This is a genomic window from Arthrobacter cupressi (assembly GCF_900099975.1).
Classification (GTDB): domain Bacteria; phylum Actinomycetota; class Actinomycetes; order Actinomycetales; family Micrococcaceae; genus Arthrobacter; species Arthrobacter cupressi.
Genome location: NZ_FNEI01000016.1, coordinates 18,320 through 32,867, shown reverse-complemented (window position 1 = coordinate 32,867; position 14,548 = coordinate 18,320). Strand labels below are relative to the sequence as shown.

Here is a 14,548-nt window from a genome sequence, read left to right as displayed (position 1 = left end):
TCGTCCCCTTAACGTATGTGTTCTTTAAGGTAAGCGTACGACGCCGGGCGCTCACCCGGCGTCGTACTCTTCAGTTTTGGTTCCCCGCTTGCGGGAGGGTCAGAGCATGCACGAAACGCAACCCTCAACCTCGGTCCCTTCCAGCGCGAGCTGGCGGAGGCGGATGTAATAGAGCGTCTTGATGCCCTTGCGCCAGGCGTAGATCTGCGCCTTGTTGATGTCACGCGTGGTGGCGGTGTCCTTGAAGAACAGCGTCAGGGACAGGCCCTGGTCCACGTGCTGCGTGGCGGCGGCGTAGGTGTCGATGATCTTCTCGTAGCCGATCTCGTACGCGTCCTGGTAGTAGTCCAGGTTGTCGTTGGTGAGGTACGGCGCCGGGTAGTAGACGCGGCCGATCTTGCCTTCCTTGCGGATTTCGATCTTGGCGGCCACCGGGTGGATCGACGAGGTGGAGTTGTTGATGTAGCTGATGGAACCGGTGGGCGGCACGGCCTGCAGGTTCTGGTTGTAGATGCCGTGCTCCATGACGGAGGCCTTCAGCTCGCGCCAGTCATCCTGGGTGGGGATGTGGTGGCCGGCGAAGAGCTCGCGGACGCGCTCGGTTTCCGGAGCCCATTCCTGCTCGGTGTACTTGTCGAAGAACTCGCCGCTGGCGTACTTGGAGTCCTCGAAACCGCCGAACTTCTCCCCCGTTTCGATGGCGAGCTTGTTGGACGCGCGCAGGGCGTGGAACAGCACCGTGTAGAAGTAGATGTTGGTGAAGTCCAGGCCCTCTTCGGAACCGTAGTGGACCCGCTCGCGGGCCAGGTAGCCGTGCAGGTTCATCTGGCCGAGGCCGATCGCGTGGCTCTGGGCGTTGCCCTGGGCGATGGACGGCACCGAGTTGATGTAGGACATGTCCGACACCGCGGACAGGGCACGGATGGATGTCTCGATCGAGGCGCCGAAGTCCGGGGAGTCCATGGTCTTGGCGATGTTCATCGAGCCCAGGTTGCAGGAGATGTCCTTGCCCACGGTCTCGTAGCTGAGGTCCTCGCCGTAGATGGACGGCGTGGACACCTGCAGGATCTCCGAGCACAGGTTGCTCATGGTGATCTTGCCGGCGATCGGGTTGGCCCGGTTCACAGTGTCCTCGAACATGATGTACGGGTAGCCGGATTCGAACTGGATCTCCGCAAGGGTCTGGAAGAACTCGCGGGCGTTGATCTTGGTCTTCTTGATCCGGGAGTCGTCCACCATCTCGTAGTACTTCTCGGTGACCGAGACGTCGGAGAACGGCACGCCGTAGACGCGTTCGACGTCGTACGGCGAGAACAGGTACATGTCCTCGTTCTTCTTGGCCAGTTCGAAGGTGATGTCCGGGATCACGACGCCCAGCGAGAGGGTCTTGATGCGGATCTTTTCGTCCGCGTTCTCGCGCTTGGTGTCCAGGAAGCGGTAGATGTCCGGGTGGTGGGCGTGCAGGTACACGGCACCGGCACCCTGGCGGGCACCGAGCTGGTTGGCGTAGGAGAAGCTGTCTTCGAGGAGCTTCATGACCGGGATGACGCCGGAGGACTGGTTCTCGATCTGCTTGATCGGCGCGCCGTGCTCGCGGATGTTGGTCAGGGACAGCGCCACGCCGCCGCCGCGCTTGGAGAGCTGCAGGGCGGAGTTGATGCCGCGGGCGATCGACTCCATGTTGTCCTCGATGCGCAGCAGGAAGCAGGAGACCAGCTCGCCGCGCTGGGCCTTGCCGGCGTTGAGGAAGGTGGGGGTGGCCGGCTGGAAGCGGCCGTCGATGATCTCGTCCACCAGGCGGGTGGCGAGCTCTTCGTTGCCGCGGCCCAGGTGCAGGGCCACCATGCAGACGCGGTCTTCGTAGCGCTCCAGGAAGCGCTTGCCGTCGAAGGTCTTCAGCGTGTAGGAGGTGTAGAACTTGAAGGCGCCCAGGAAGGTCTCGAAGCGGAACTTCTTCTTGTAGGCGCGGTTGAACAGCTCACGGATGAAGTTCATCGTGTACTGGTCGAGGGTCTCGCGCTCGTAGTACTGGTTCTTCACCAGGTAGTCGAGCTTCTCTTCCAGGTCGTGGAAGAACACGGTGTTGTTGTTGACGTGCTGCAGGAAGTACTGGTGGGCAGCCTCGCGGTCGGCTTCGAACTGGATCCTGCCGTCCGCGCCGTAGAGGTTCAGCATCGCGTTGAGCTCGTGATAGCCCAGGCCCTTGTAGGCCTGGGGAAGCGGCTTCTTGTCCTGGCCGGTTTCCACGGACGGCGTTACTTCTGTTTCTGCGACAGTAGTGTCCAAAACTTGTCCAATCCTTGGCTCACCCGGTCAACGTCTTCCGGGGTTCCCATGAGTTCGAATTTATAGAGGTGCGGAACCTTGCATTTTGCGGCGATGATGTCGCCGGCAGCGCAGTAGTTGTCCGCGAAGTTCGTGTTCCCGGCTCCGATGACGCCGCGGATCAGGGCCCTGTTCTGCGGGTTGTTCAGGAACCTGATGACCTGCTTGGGCACCGAGCCTTCCCCGTTGGTACCGCCATACGTAGGTACCACCAGCACATAGGGTTCCAGCGCAAGCAGCGGAGCGTCCTTGGCGTACAGGGGGATCCTGGCCGCGTCCCTGCCCAGTTTCTGGACAAAGCGCCGGGTGTTCTCCGATGTGGAGGAAAAATAGATGAGGTGACTCCTCGTGCTGACGGCTCCGCCGTCGGTACGTGCAGGTGCTGTTGCCAGCGCTGCCATGGGGTCACCTCATCTTTGTCAGTTCATGGTGGCGGCCGATACCAGGAACCGGTCGCGGTAACTAGGCCACCGAAGCGGCCGCGACGGCCAGTTCTTCGATCTTGTCAGGACGGAAACCCGACCAGTGGTCCTGCTCGGTCACCACAACGGGGGCCTGCATGTAGCCAAGGGCCTTCAGCCGCTCGAGGGCCTCGGCATCCTGGGAGATGTCAACGCTCTGGTAGGCGATGCCCTTCTTGTCCAGCGCCCGGTAGGTCGCGTTGCACTGAACACAGGCCGGCTTCGTGTAAACCGTGACGGTCATGATCCCTGTCCCCTCAGTTGAAGTCTGATGCTCTTCGTATGCGGCAGGCCCGTGTCGGTCACTAACTGAATCCGATGCCGGCCCACTTGCTGCAATGGCAGCCAATGCTCTGTTTTGTCTTAGGTCCGTCTTGCGCAGGTTTCCCGCCCAATCCGTAAATCGATACTACATGTAGTGCAAGCGGCTGGCGCGGACCCCAAGATGATGTATTACAAGTATGTCATTTAACTCACCGGTAGTCCACAGGCAGGGGTGCTGAAAATGGCCGGAAATCCGCCAAAAGCGACCGTTCCATCCACACCCTGTGGATGGGTTAATCACATTTCGCTCCCCGCGTGTCGCGGCGCGCCGGGCGTGTCGCGGCAGGTGGCGGATGCGATCACCCCCCGGCCCTGCCAAGCCCGCGAAAGCGCCACCCGGCCACCGGCCAAGCGGAGCTTCGGAGGGGGTGCCCCGGCTACACTGGCTTGGCACGGAAATACGCCTGACCCGTCCGAAGGATCCCTGATGGTCAACCTCCTCCACCTGCGCACGCTGCTCGAAGTGACGCGGCTTGGATCCTTCGCGGCCGCGGCTACGCGGCTCGGGTACACGGCGTCGGCGGTGTCCCAGCAGATGGCGGCGCTGGAGCGCGATACCGGGGTGGAACTCTTCCACCGTTCCGCCCGTAGCGTGGTGCCCACCGAGGCCGCCTTCACCATGGTGCGGCACGCCTCGAAGGTCCTCACCGACGTGGAGGCGCTGCTCGCCGCGGCGTCCCGCAGCCAGGACTCCCCCGCCCAGGAGCTCAGGCTGGGCATCTTCCCCAGCCTGGCCACCTACGTGCTGCCGGACATCCTGCGGAACCCGCGCTGGAACGACCTCGGGATCGAACTGCGGGTGTCCGTGGCTGAGCCCGCCCAGACAATCCAAGGCCTGCGCACCGGCGGCGAGCTGGACGTGGCGCTCGTTTACCAGGTGGGCCAGTCGGGCCTGGCCTGGCCGCATACCCTGGACCGCCAGTGGATCGGCGACGACGACTTCCGGGTGGTGTTGCCCGCGTCCTGGGGTATCCGCGAGGACGCCGAAATGCAGGCATCCCAGCTTTCGGACATGCCCTGGATCATCCACCACCCCGGCACCAGCGACGCCTTGGTGATCGAGCGATTGTTCGCCAGCTGCAACCTGCACCCGCGGGTCGTGGCGTACAGTGACGACTTCCACGCCAGCCTCGAAATGGCGGCAGCGGGCCTGGGTGCGGCGCTGGTACCGGAACTTGCGCTGCGGCACCGGCCGGCCGGCGTCGTCGTCCTGGATGTGCCGGACATCCGGCTGGCCCGCAACGTCTTCGCCCTGCTCATCAACGAAAAGCGCACCGCGCAGGTGCAACTCTTCACGGAATTGCTGGCCGATACGCTGCGCGGCACCTCCCTGGGTGCGGCGGCCAAGGCGCAGACGGCGGCCCGGCGGCCGGGCGGAAAGTCACGGCCGCAGCGTCCTCAGTGAATTCCGGCAGGATGCTGGAACCGGCTGGTCCTTGGGTCTAGATTGTTGGCATGAGCAAGGTAGCGAGCAAACATTTCGGGGAGATTGAGCTCAACCACGGGCGTGAACACTGCTATGTGGCCTCGCACGAGCTCGCTGGAACTCCCCTGGAACTTGACCTGAATGTGGGGGCGCACGACCACTTCGACGAGCGTGCCCTGCACAAGGTGGACTACCGTCTGGGCTATCTTTCCGAACTGGTCGAGCAGGTCCGCGACATGATCGCCGACGAACTCGAGCAGGAGGGCACCAACTCGCAGCAGTTCCTGCATTTCCACTCCACGCAGCTCAAGGAAGAGCAGCTGGAGGCCGTGTTCGGCGTCCGCGACAAGGAGGAACTGACCCATGACGTATTCCTCAAGGCACTCAAGCTCGGGCATGTAGCCATCTACCCCGGGCAACCGGAGCGCTACTTCGTCCTCGATTTCACCCTCGGCTCCCACTTCACGGACGAGATCCTGGTGGCGGCCGCCGATGAAGACGGAGTAGTGGACGACGAAATCCTCTGGGAATCCTAAGTAGACGTGAAACCACGACGTCGGCCGCCCACCTTCCGGTGAGCGGCCGACGTTTCGCTGTGGTGCTATTCCCTACTTGGCGGTTTCCAGCAGTTCGGCGCGACGGCCTCACCAGGGGCGCTCAACCTGGCCTCCGGGCCCCGTGTCCTGCAGGTACTCGCTGCGTTCGCGGCTCTGCCTGCGTTCTTCCTGGGCTTGCCTTTCCGATTCTTCGAGCCGTTCCAGTTGCTCCCGCGCCGCGGGATCCCCGGCCTGTTCGTCGCCGTCGTCGTTTCCCTTGCTTCCGTGTTCGTCCGTCTTGGCGCGCAGCCGCTCCCCGGCCTCGGACAGACGCTTCCCTTCGCCGTCGGCGTTGCCTCGTCCGCCGGCTGCGAAGCAACCCGGCGGCGCGGCCTTGATGACGGCCAGCGCGTCGAGGTAGAACGCCTTGGCGGCCACGCCGTCCGTGTTTCGGCGTGCATCACCAAGCTTCTCGATGCTGAGGGCAAGGTTGACGCGGATCCGGCAGCCGTCGCTTTCCGGTGCGCCCCGCAGTGCCGTTTCGAAGGACGTCCTGGCCGCCTCGAAATCGCCCCGGAGCGCGTACGCGTCTCCCCTGGCGAAGTCCGCCTTGTAGGGCTCAACCAGATTGAGAATTCCGAGCCAGTCCGCGGCCGCGGCGAGGGCAGGCGCGTTGCCGTCCCCGAAGGCATCCTCCGCGGCTGCACCCAGGGGCGCCAGGGAGAGCAGCTTGACGGAAGCAGCCAGCACAACGGCGGCCGGCAACGCGGTCCACAGCAGCCGGCGCTTCCTTCGCCCGGCCGTTCCACGGACCTGCCGGACGGCGCTCACGCAGCACCTCCCGGCCGGCGCACGCGGAGACGCTTCAATGCCAGGGTGTGCCGCACCGGCTCGGGCAGGGCGGCCGCGAAGGCCAGGAGCGCGAAGATCCAGTACAGCTCCGTGCGGTCCCCGCCGCCTTCCTGCGTGGCGTTGAGGGTCCCCGGCCTGGCGGTGCCGAGCGCCGGGTCCAGGGCGGCCCCCGGTTCCCGGTGTGCGTACGGGACTCCGAGTCCGTCCGCGATCCGGCGGAGCTGCCCCTCGTCGATCCGTGACAGCGCGTCCCGGGCGCCGCCGTCGGTGTTTTCCCTGAGGTACGTGCCGTCCCCGGAAGCATCCTTCATCCGCCCGCCCTGGCTGCTGCCGTACCCGAGCACAGCGCCGCCGGCGACGAGCCCGGCGTCAATGCCCAGATCCGGCGCGGTTGGCTGTGCGGCGGTGTTCTCGCCGTCGCCCAGGTAGAAGACGACGGCGGGCCGCCCGGGATGCTGTTCCCCGGCGGCCTTGAGCCGTTCCCCGAGCAGCGGGCCTGCCGCGGTGACGCTGCTTCCCCGGGCGTACACGGCAGCCTGCGGCTGCAGCACCTCCACGGCCGTGGCCAGGGCGTCGGCGTCCTGGCTCAGCGGCATGCGCACTCCGGCAGTGCCGTCAAAGGCCAGGAGAGCGAATTTGGCCCCGGCCAGCTCCCGCGCGATGGCGGTGATGTCGTTGCGGACGCCGTCCAGCCGCGGAGCGCGTCCATAGTCTTCGGCCGCCATGCTGGTGCTGGCGTCCACCACGAAAAAGACGTCGAGTTCGGTGGTGGCGGTGCGTGCGTCCCCTCCGGGCCAGCCCGGCCGCAGGGCGGCGGCCAGTAGGAACAGTGCGGCCGCGGAACGCAGCAGCACTGAACGCCGTTCGCCCGTTTTTCCGGACACCGCCAGCCGGCGTGACAGCATCACGGCGGCGGACCCGACGACTGCGAGCGCCAGGGCCGCGATGACCCACCACGGCAGCACGGGAGCGAAGGTCAAGGGCAGCGGGTTCACCGTTCCAGCCTCCATCCGGCGGCCAGGAACACGGCGCCGGCAAGCAGGGCGGCCAGGAGCGGCGCCTCCGGCCGGTCCGAAACGATCAGCTGTGCGGCGCCCCGGTAGGCGGTAGCTTCGCTTTCCTGGACCTGCTGCACGATGGCGGGCACGGCCTCCGGGCTGTCGGGCGCAAAGTAGCTTCCTCCGCTCCCCTCGGCGACCGCCCTGAGCCGGGCCCCGGGTTGGTCCCTGTCCTCCCCGTAGTCGAGGTCGCCGGGGTTGAGTGCGTGGATCTTCACGTTTTTGGGCTTTGCCAGTTGTGCGGCTTGCTCGAGGGTGAAGATCGGTGCGCCGGATACGTAGTTGTCCGTGGCGAGAATGACGCTGCGTGAACGTTCGGCGGCGCCGTTCCCGCCTAAGCTGCTGTCCGACTCAGTGAAGCTGCGGAGGCAGCCGGCCAGCCCGTCGCCGATGAGTGAAGAGCCCCTGCCTCCCCAGGTGCCGCTGAAGAAGCCGTCGCCGCCGTCGTCGAAGGCCCTGCGGGCGGCGCCGAGTTCGCCGGCGATGTAGTCGTAGTCGTCGGTGAGCGGGAAGAGCTGCACTGCACGGCTGTCGAACATGACCATGCCGATGCGTTCGCCGTCGAACTCCCGGGCGAGCTTTTCGAACACCCCGGTGATGGCGGCGTCGGTGCTTGCCATTGAGCCGGAGACGTCCAGGCACAGGACGATGTCCCGGTTGCGCAGCTCCGGCTGGGTGGTGCTGCGTTCGGCCGGGCGGGCAGCGGCGAGCGCCGTCGCTGCCAAGAGCAGGAAGCCGGAGACGACGGCGGTTGCGAGCCAGCGGCGGTGTCGGCGCAGGGCGCGCCGGTATTCGGGGAGGGTGGTGAGGCGTTCGCTGTGGGCGACGGGCCGGGCGTGGGTGCCGCCGGTGCGCCGGCCGGCCAGCCAGTGGACGAGCACGGCCGCTGCAGCGGCGAGGGGAAGGACCCACCAGAAGGTCAGTTCCATGTGCGCACCGCCTGGCGGGCAAACGCGGCGGAGTCTTCCACGGCGGCGGGCATGGCGGCGGCGAATTGGGCCGGGTACAGGGCGGCAACGGCCTCGGCGAGCGTGCCGAGGCCGTGGGCACGGAGTTCCTGGGCAGTCATGTGCGTTGCCGGGATGCCGCGCACCTCCCCGGCGAAGCCGCGCAGGAGCAGGCTGAGCCGCTGGTGGGCCTCGCGGTGCGGGAGGCGGCCGGAGGCGGCGTCGGCGGTGACGGCATCGATGGCTGCCAGGTAGCGCGCCCGGAGGACGGACAGCTCCGGCGTCTGTCCCGCCGGCTTGGCTGCCGGTCGTGCTTTCCGGGCCGGGCGGAACAACCATGCCAAGGTTGCGGCCAGCAGCACGAGCAGCAGAATGCCCAGCCACATCCACTGCGCGCCGTAGTGCAGCGGCGCATAGAAGCCGGCGTCATCCCGCATGCCGTTGCCCCCTGGAAGCTGCCCTGCGCCGGGACCTGTGGCGTGCCAGCAGCGCGAACAGCTCAGGCAGCACCTGTGCACTGCTGCCCGCCCCGCCTTCGGCGATCCCGAGACGCCGGAAGAGTTCCTGCCGGCGGTGTTCGCGTTCAAGCATCGCCTGCCGGTAGGCGGCACGGACCGCTGGGTCGGCGGAGACGGCCTCCGGGATGCCCGAGCCGTCTGCCACCTCGACGGCGTCGGCATCCGCGCGATTTGCCAGTTCGGTGTCGTGGACGGTGAACCAGAGGACCTCGTGCCGGGCCTGGAGGCGGCGCAGTTGCAGTTCCATGGCGGCGTCGGGCAGCACTTCGTCGGCGACCACCACCAGCAGCATCCGCCGCGTGAAGTTGCGCAGCACATAGTCGAACTGGTGTTCGATACTGCTGGGGCCGCCATCAAGGACGGTGCCGCGGTGAACGTCCTGCAGGAGCCTTTCGAGGTGGTCTTCGCCGCTGCGGGCCGGCACGGAGCGGGATCCTGCGGCGTCGCCGTGCACGAGCCCCACTACGTCGCCGTGCCGGTGCGCGAGGTAGCCGAGCACACCAAGGACCTGGACGGCGATGTCGCGTTTGCATTCCCCCGAGGCCGCGAGCGCCGCCATGTTCCGTCCGGTGTCCGCCACCAGCAGCACGGTCTGCCGCCGCACGGCGACGTAGCGCTTCACGAGGGGCGCCCCGTGCCGGGCGGTCGCTTTCCAGTCGATGTCGCGGACCTCGTCCCCGGGCGTGTAGGCACGGAGTTCGTCGAAGTCCAGGCTCCGGCCCTTGAAAACGGAGCCGTATTCGCCGTCGAGCAGGCCGAGGGTCTTGCGGTGCGCGAAGATGAACATCTTCGACTGCACGCGTGTGAGAAGGCTGGCCACGGGCGTTTCAGGGGGTCTGCACCGAGGCGAGCACGGCGTCGATGACTGTTTCCACCGGGATGTTTTCCACGACAGCGTCAAAGCCCAGAACCACGCGATGGCGCAGCACCCGGTGGGCGAGGTTCTTCACGTCTTCCGGGATCACGTGGCCCCGCCCGTTGAGCAGCGCCAGGGCACGGGCGGCTTGGCTGAAGGCGATGCTGGCCCGCGGGCTCGCGCCGAATTCCACCAGTGAAGCCAACCGCGGTTCCAGATACTGCGCGGCGTTCCGCGTCACATAGGCGATCCCCACGATGTAGCGCACGATCGCGGGGTCGATGTAGATCCTGCCCACCAGTTCCTGTGCCTCCACCACGGCGGCCAGGGAAGCCGCTGCGGGTGGTTTCCGGGTCGCGCTGTAAATCCCGGCGTCGATCCTCCGGATGATTTCCGCTTCCTCGGCCGGGTCCGGGTAGTCGAGGACGTCCTTGAGCATGAAGCGGTCCATCTGGGCTTCGGGCAGGCGGTAGGTGCCTTCCTGCTCGATCGGGTTCTGGGTGGCCAGGACAAGGAACGGAGACGGCAGGGGGTGGCTCTGCCCGCCGATGGACGTCTGGCGTTCCTGCATGGCTTCGAGCATGGCGCTCTGGGTCTTGGCGCTGGAGCGGTTGATTTCGTCGAGGAGCACGATGTTGGCGTGGACGGGGCCGACCTGCGTGACGAAGGTGCCCTGGGCGGCGTCGTAGATCTGGGTGCCGGCGATGTCGCTCGGAAGCAGGTCCGGGGTGCACTGGATGCGCCGGAAGTCGGCGCTGACGGACTCCGCGATGGCCTGCGCCGCGGTGGTCTTGGCCAGTCCCGGAACGCTCTCCAGCAGGACATGTCCACCGGTCAGCAGGGCGATCAGGAGGGTCTCCCGCAGCCTGGCCTGGCCCACTACCTGGGCTTCGAAACGCCGCGAAATGGCGGCCACCAACTGCTGGGCCCGGGCCATCTCGTTCGCCTCAATGCTGACGGTGGCGGTGTTCTGAAGCACCCGTGGTCCCCTCCCCTGGATTTCCCGTCCGGATGACAGCCGGGCGGCCCGGCGCTCCCGGCCGCGGGCGGGCTGGAGACCGGCCTTAACAGCCAAGCCGTCCTGGCCCGAAGCGGCAATGGGGAGACCTCCCCATGAACGGGCCGCAGGGCTATCCTTTAGCCATGATTGAGCTCCCAGACAGTTACCAGGCGTATCTTGAAGGCAAGAGCGAGAGGGTCGTCCAGACGATCCGCCCTGTTCTGATGCAATCAGCCGCGGACCGGCTCCACGGCGTCCGGATCTCCTACAACCCCGGACCTACCGGCCACCAGGCCCACCTCGACGAGAACCTCCCCTTCGGGACAATCGTGGAGGACATCGACTGAATACCGGCGGCACTGCCGCCACAAACGCCTCGTGCGGTCTCACGCCACGGTACGTCCGCCGCCCCGGACTTCCGTGATGGCATCGCCCCTCCAGGGCCTTGGCGCCGGACCACGCCGTCCGGAACAGCGGGCCGAAGGAGTGCGCGATGAGACCTGCACGGATCCTGGCAGCGGCTGCGGCCGGCGTCATCCTGATGTTAGGCAGCGTCCCACCGACTGCGCCGCAGGCGTTGACCGGCCTGACCGGCAACCTCCAGGGCGTGGTACCCGCGGTGCCGGGCCAGCTCCACGTCACGGCCGCCGGGGACTACTCCGGTTCCAGTGCCGCCGCAGGCGTGCTCTCCCGGATCGGCACAGTCCAGCCGGACCTGCATTTCGCATTGGGCGACCTTTCCTACGCCACTGGCACCCCGGAGCAGGTCTGGTGCGACTTCGTCACCACGCGCACGGGCGCGGGGTTCCCCTTCGAACTGGTGGCCGGGAACCACGAAAGCAACGGGCAGAACGGCTACATCAACAATTTCTCCGCCTGCCTGCCCAACCAGCTTCCCGGCGTCGTGGGCACCTACGGCCGCCAGTACTACGTTGACGTCCCCGAAGAGAACCCGCTGGCCCGCTTCATCGTCATCTCCCCCGGCATCCCCTTCGAGGCGGGCAACCTCAACTACTCGCCCGGGAGCAGCAACTACACCTGGACGTCCAACGCCGTCGATTCCGCCCGGGCCTCCGGCATTCCCTGGGTGGTGGTGAACATGCACACCCCCTGCCTGTCCGTGGGACAGTACGCCTGCGCCTCCGGCGAAGCCATCGCCAACCTGCTGCTCACCAAGAAGGTGGACCTGGTCCTGAACGGCCATGAGCACATATACCAGCGCTCCAAGCAACTCGCCACGGCCGCGGGCTGCACCGGGATCGCCACCGATGTCTACAACCCGGCCTGCGTACGCGATGCCGACAACTCCCTGGCCAAGGGCGCAGGCACGGTCTTCACGACCCTGGGCACCGGCGGCGTGGCCTTGCGCGACGTCAACCCGGCCGATCCGGAAGCGCCGTACTTCGCTGCCTGGTCGGGGCTGAACTCGAACCCCAGCCACGGCCTGCTGGATTTGCAGTTCACGGCCACCACCCTTACGGCCGGCTTCCTCGCCACGGACGGCAGCTTCACCGACTCCTTCAGCATTGCTCCGGCGGGGAGCAACACCCCGCCGCAGGCATCCTTCACCAGCAACTGCACGGGACTCACCTGTACTTTCGACGGCGCCGCCTCCCAGGATCCCGATGGCAGCATCACGGGTTACCTGTGGGACTTCGGTGACGGGACGTCCTCCACCGCCCAGCCCGCCACTAAGACCTACGCCTCGGCCGGCAGCCGTACGGTGAGCCTCACGGTCACCGATAATGACGGCGCGACGGCGGCCACCAGCCAGGGGGTCACCGTCACCGCGCCGGGGATCCTCGCGGCGGACGCCTTCGGCAGGACCGTCAGCAACAGCCTCGGCACCGCCGACACCGGCGGCGCCTGGGCGACGACGGGAAACACCGCGAACTACTCCGTCGCCGCCGGCACGGGACGGCTGCGCTTGCCCGCGGCCGGGAACGGCAACTACGCCTACCTGCCTTCGGTGTCCTCCGCTGCGACGGAGCTGTACCTGGAAGCCGCCAGCGACAAGCCTGCCAGCGGCTCCGGGCTGTACCTCTCCGTAATCGGCCGCAGGATCGCCGGCGCCGGGGAATACCGCTGCAAGGTGGTCGTCGCTGCCTCGGGCGCCGTGAACCTGTCCCTGGTCCGCACCAACTCGACCGGTGCGGAAACCACCATCCAGGCCTCGGTTGCCGTGGCGGGCGTGAACTACGCGGTGGGTGACAAACTCTCGGTGCGGCTCCAGGTCACGGGTACAGGCACAACGACTGTCCGGGCCCGGGTCTGGGAAACCGGCACCCCGGAACCAGCAACGTGGCAGCGCAGCGCCACGGATACGTCGGCGGCGCTCCAGGGACCGGGCGCCGTCGGCTTCACAAGCTACCTCTCCGGCTCCGCTACCAACGCCCCGGTGACGGTGCTGCTGGACAACCTGCAGGCCACAGTTCCGTAGGCCGGATCGCATAGTCAGCCTTTCATCGCGCCGGACATCGCGAAGCCGTGGCCGGAGCCGCGGGACATGACCGTGTACAGCACCAGGACGGGCAGCGAATAGAGGATGGAGAAGGCGGCCAGTTCGCCGTAGGCAATGGCGCCGTGCTGGCCGAAGAAGCTGAAGATGGACACGGCCGCCGGCTGCTTGGACGGGGACAGCAGCAGGATGAACGGGACGAAGAAGTTTCCCCAGGCCTGGATGAACACGAAGATGAACACCACCCCCAGGCCCCGGCGCATCAGCGGAAGCACCACGGTGCGCAGGGCCGCCATGCCGGAGGCCCCGTCCATCCAGGCTGCTTCCTCCACCTCGCGCGGGACCGAGTCCATGAAGTTCCTGGTCATCCAGATCGCCATCGGCAGCGTGGTGGTGGCCATGAAGAAGATGGTGGCGGGAACGGAATCCAGGAAGTTCAGCTGGACGAACAGCCCGTACACCGGGACCATGATCGCGGTAACCGGCAGCGACGTGCCGAACAGCACCGAGTACATGAACGGCCGGGTGAAGCGCGAAGGGTGCCGGGACAGCGGGTACGCGGCCAGCACCGCCGCGAGGAGGGTCACGGCTGCCGTGCCGGCGGCGAGCAGGAAGCTGTTGAACAGGGGCACGAACAGCAGCTCGGGGGTCAGGACCGCGGCGAAGTTCGCCAGCGAAAGCTGCCGGGGCACCCGGGTGGCGTGCCCCGCCTCGGCGTCGAGGGATGCGAAAACAAGCCACAGCAGCGGCAACAGGAAGCTGACACCGACGACGGCGAGCGCGGCGTTGGTAGCCCAGCGCACCGTGCGGCGTCCGCCCGGCAGCGGGGCCGCCGTCGTCCCTTTGCGTGCGGTGGTCCGCGCACGCGGTGACGGGCTCACCGTGCCGCCCCGCGGAGCAGCCGGACGTAGGCGAGCCCGAAGACCATGCCGATCAGGACCAGCACCGAGGCGATTGCGGTGCCGTAGCCGATGTCGCCGAACTTGAACGCCTCCTGGTAGGCGAGCACCGGCAGGGTGGTGCTCGCCCCGGCCGGGCCGCCTGCGGTCATGACCCAGACGAGGGTGAACACGGCAAGCGTCTGCAGGGTGATGAGCATGAGATTGCTCGCGATGCTGTTGCGGATCATCGGCAAGGTGATCAGCCGCAGCCGCTGCCACCCGCCGGCGCCGTCCATCAGCGCCGCTTCCTGGATCTCGCCCGGCACTTCGGCGAGCGCCGCGCGGTAGACCAGCATCGAGAAGGCCGTCCCGCGCCAGGTGTTCGCCAGGACGACGGCGGCCATCGGGAACGCGTACAGCCAGTCCGTCCCCTGCGCGCCGGCGACGCCCAGCAGCTGGTTGAGCGTGCCGTCACGGCTGAAGTATGCATAGGCGGCGAAGGCCGCCACGATCTCCGGCAGCACCCAGGCGGCGACGACGGCGGTCCCCACCGTGCGGGCGAGCGCCCGGTTTCCCCGGGCCATCAGAAGGGCAAGGGCCAAACCAAGCGCGTTCTGGCCGACGATGGCGGAGGCCCCCACGAACACGACGGTGAGCCAGAGCGCGAGCGGGAACCCCGGTTCGCTGACCATCCGGGCGTAGTTGTCGAGCCCGAGCCACGACGGCTCGCGGGCCGCCTTGCCGCTCAGGGCCACATCGGTGAAGGAGGCATAGAAGGACCATGCCACCGGCGCCAGCAGGAAGAGGCCGAGGAGGAGGACCGAGGGAAGGACAGGCAGCAGCCGGAACAGGTGCCTGCGGCGCGCACGGGACAGCCTCCCTGGAGTGGCCTCAGGGACGTGCATG

The 14,548-nt window shown here is 67.1% G+C and carries 15 protein-coding genes; 4 read left to right on the top strand and 11 right to left on the bottom strand.

Annotation, left to right across the window (positions count from 1 at the left end; all coding sequences use genetic code 11):
* Positions 1 to 99: 99 nt before the first annotated feature.
* The 3 genes from nrdE to nrdH all read right to left on the bottom strand — a co-directional run bounded on the left by nrdE (position 100) and on the right by nrdH (position 3,030).
* Positions 100 to 2,247: a class 1b ribonucleoside-diphosphate reductase subunit alpha gene (nrdE, locus tag BLP88_RS15965; protein ID WP_074590804.1), complete on the bottom strand. Its 2,148-nt coding sequence runs from the start codon at positions 2,245 to 2,247 to the stop codon at positions 100 to 102.
* 8 nt (positions 2,248 to 2,255) lie between these two features.
* Positions 2,256 to 2,726, bottom strand: a complete 471-nt coding sequence (gene nrdI, locus BLP88_RS15960; protein ID WP_074590802.1) for a class Ib ribonucleoside-diphosphate reductase assembly flavoprotein NrdI — start codon at positions 2,724 to 2,726, stop codon at positions 2,256 to 2,258.
* Positions 2,727 to 2,787: 61 nt separating this feature from the next.
* The gene (nrdH, locus tag BLP88_RS15955; protein ID WP_074590800.1) at positions 2,788 to 3,030 is read right to left on the bottom strand and encodes a glutaredoxin-like protein NrdH; all 243 of its coding nucleotides are present in this window, start codon (positions 3,028 to 3,030) and stop codon (positions 2,788 to 2,790) included.
* A gap of 507 nt (positions 3,031 to 3,537) precedes the next feature.
* Between nrdH and BLP88_RS15950 the strand changes: the two genes are divergently transcribed.
* Both BLP88_RS15950 and BLP88_RS15945 read left to right on the top strand, forming a co-directional pair.
* The gene (locus BLP88_RS15950) at positions 3,538 to 4,515 is read left to right on the top strand and encodes a LysR family transcriptional regulator (protein WP_074590798.1); all 978 of its coding nucleotides are present in this window, start codon (positions 3,538 to 3,540) and stop codon (positions 4,513 to 4,515) included.
* Positions 4,516 to 4,565: 50 nt separating this feature from the next.
* On the top strand, positions 4,566 to 5,072 hold the full coding sequence (locus BLP88_RS15945; RefSeq protein ID WP_074590796.1) for a DUF2004 domain-containing protein: 507 nt from the start codon (positions 4,566 to 4,568) through the stop codon (positions 5,070 to 5,072).
* A gap of 108 nt (positions 5,073 to 5,180) precedes the next feature.
* On the opposite strand, the gene BLP88_RS15940 is transcribed toward BLP88_RS15945, so the two are convergent.
* From BLP88_RS15940 to BLP88_RS15915, 6 genes are read right to left on the bottom strand one after another with little or no spacing between them, the layout of a single operon-like run.
* Complete coding sequence (locus tag BLP88_RS15940) at positions 5,181 to 5,903, bottom strand: hypothetical protein (protein ID WP_074590794.1); 723 nt, start codon at positions 5,901 to 5,903, stop codon at positions 5,181 to 5,183.
* Positions 5,900 to 6,919, bottom strand: coding sequence for a vWA domain-containing protein (locus BLP88_RS15935; RefSeq protein ID WP_245679894.1), 1,020 nt, complete (start codon positions 6,917 to 6,919; stop codon positions 5,900 to 5,902). The genes BLP88_RS15940 and BLP88_RS15935 overlap by 4 nt, the downstream gene beginning before the upstream one ends.
* A complete protein-coding gene (locus BLP88_RS15930) occupies positions 6,916 to 7,911 on the bottom strand; it encodes a vWA domain-containing protein (protein WP_074590790.1) in 996 nt (331 codons plus the stop codon). Before BLP88_RS15930 ends, BLP88_RS15935 begins: the two co-directional genes overlap by 4 nt.
* A complete protein-coding gene (locus BLP88_RS15925) occupies positions 7,902 to 8,366 on the bottom strand; it encodes a hypothetical protein (RefSeq protein WP_074590788.1) in 465 nt (154 codons plus the stop codon). Before BLP88_RS15925 ends, BLP88_RS15930 begins: the two co-directional genes overlap by 10 nt.
* Positions 8,356 to 9,267, bottom strand: a complete 912-nt coding sequence (locus tag BLP88_RS15920) for a DUF58 domain-containing protein (protein WP_074590787.1) — start codon at positions 9,265 to 9,267, stop codon at positions 8,356 to 8,358. Before BLP88_RS15920 ends, BLP88_RS15925 begins: the two co-directional genes overlap by 11 nt.
* 7 nt (positions 9,268 to 9,274) lie before the next feature.
* Positions 9,275 to 10,282: an AAA family ATPase gene (locus BLP88_RS15915; protein WP_074590785.1), complete on the bottom strand. Its 1,008-nt coding sequence runs from the start codon at positions 10,280 to 10,282 to the stop codon at positions 9,275 to 9,277.
* A gap of 164 nt (positions 10,283 to 10,446) precedes the next feature.
* On the opposite strand from BLP88_RS15915, the gene BLP88_RS15910 reads away from it, so the two are divergent.
* Both BLP88_RS15910 and BLP88_RS15905 read left to right on the top strand, forming a co-directional pair.
* A complete protein-coding gene (locus tag BLP88_RS15910) occupies positions 10,447 to 10,650 on the top strand; it encodes a hypothetical protein (RefSeq protein WP_245679893.1) in 204 nt (67 codons plus the stop codon).
* A gap of 146 nt (positions 10,651 to 10,796) precedes the next feature.
* A complete protein-coding gene (locus BLP88_RS15905; protein WP_074590781.1) occupies positions 10,797 to 12,743 on the top strand; it encodes a PKD domain-containing protein in 1,947 nt (648 codons plus the stop codon).
* 14 nt (positions 12,744 to 12,757) lie between these two features.
* Here BLP88_RS15905 and BLP88_RS15900 read toward each other — a convergent pair whose 3' ends face one another.
* A complete protein-coding gene (locus tag BLP88_RS15900; protein WP_074590908.1) occupies positions 12,758 to 13,585 on the bottom strand; it encodes a carbohydrate ABC transporter permease in 828 nt (275 codons plus the stop codon).
* A 53-nt stretch (positions 13,586 to 13,638) separates the two neighbouring features.
* Complete coding sequence (locus tag BLP88_RS15895) at positions 13,639 to 14,547, bottom strand: carbohydrate ABC transporter permease (RefSeq protein ID WP_074590779.1); 909 nt, start codon at positions 14,545 to 14,547, stop codon at positions 13,639 to 13,641.
* Position 14,548 lies beyond the last annotated feature (1 nt).

Coding starts and splice junctions, on each gene's coding strand:
- BLP88_RS15950 (WP_074590798.1), top strand. CDS start 3,538: ATGGTCAACCTCCTCCACCTGCGCACGCTGCTCGAAGTGACGCGGCTT.
- BLP88_RS15910 (WP_245679893.1), top strand. CDS start 10,447: ATGATTGAGCTCCCAGACAGTTACCAGGCGTATCTTGAAGGCAAGAGC.
- nrdI (WP_074590802.1), bottom strand. CDS start 2,726: ATGGCAGCGCTGGCAACAGCACCTGCACGTACCGACGGCGGAGCCGTC.
- BLP88_RS15905 (WP_074590781.1), top strand. CDS start 10,797: ATGAGACCTGCACGGATCCTGGCAGCGGCTGCGGCCGGCGTCATCCTG.
- nrdH (WP_074590800.1), bottom strand. CDS start 3,030: ATGACCGTCACGGTTTACACGAAGCCGGCCTGTGTTCAGTGCAACGCG.
- BLP88_RS15895 (WP_074590779.1), bottom strand. CDS start 14,547: ATGCACGTCCCTGAGGCCACTCCAGGGAGGCTGTCCCGTGCGCGCCGC.
- BLP88_RS15930 (WP_074590790.1), bottom strand. CDS start 7,911: ATGGAACTGACCTTCTGGTGGGTCCTTCCCCTCGCCGCTGCAGCGGCC.
- BLP88_RS15925 (WP_074590788.1), bottom strand. CDS start 8,366: ATGCGGGATGACGCCGGCTTCTATGCGCCGCTGCACTACGGCGCGCAG.
- BLP88_RS15945 (WP_074590796.1), top strand. CDS start 4,566: ATGAGCAAGGTAGCGAGCAAACATTTCGGGGAGATTGAGCTCAACCAC.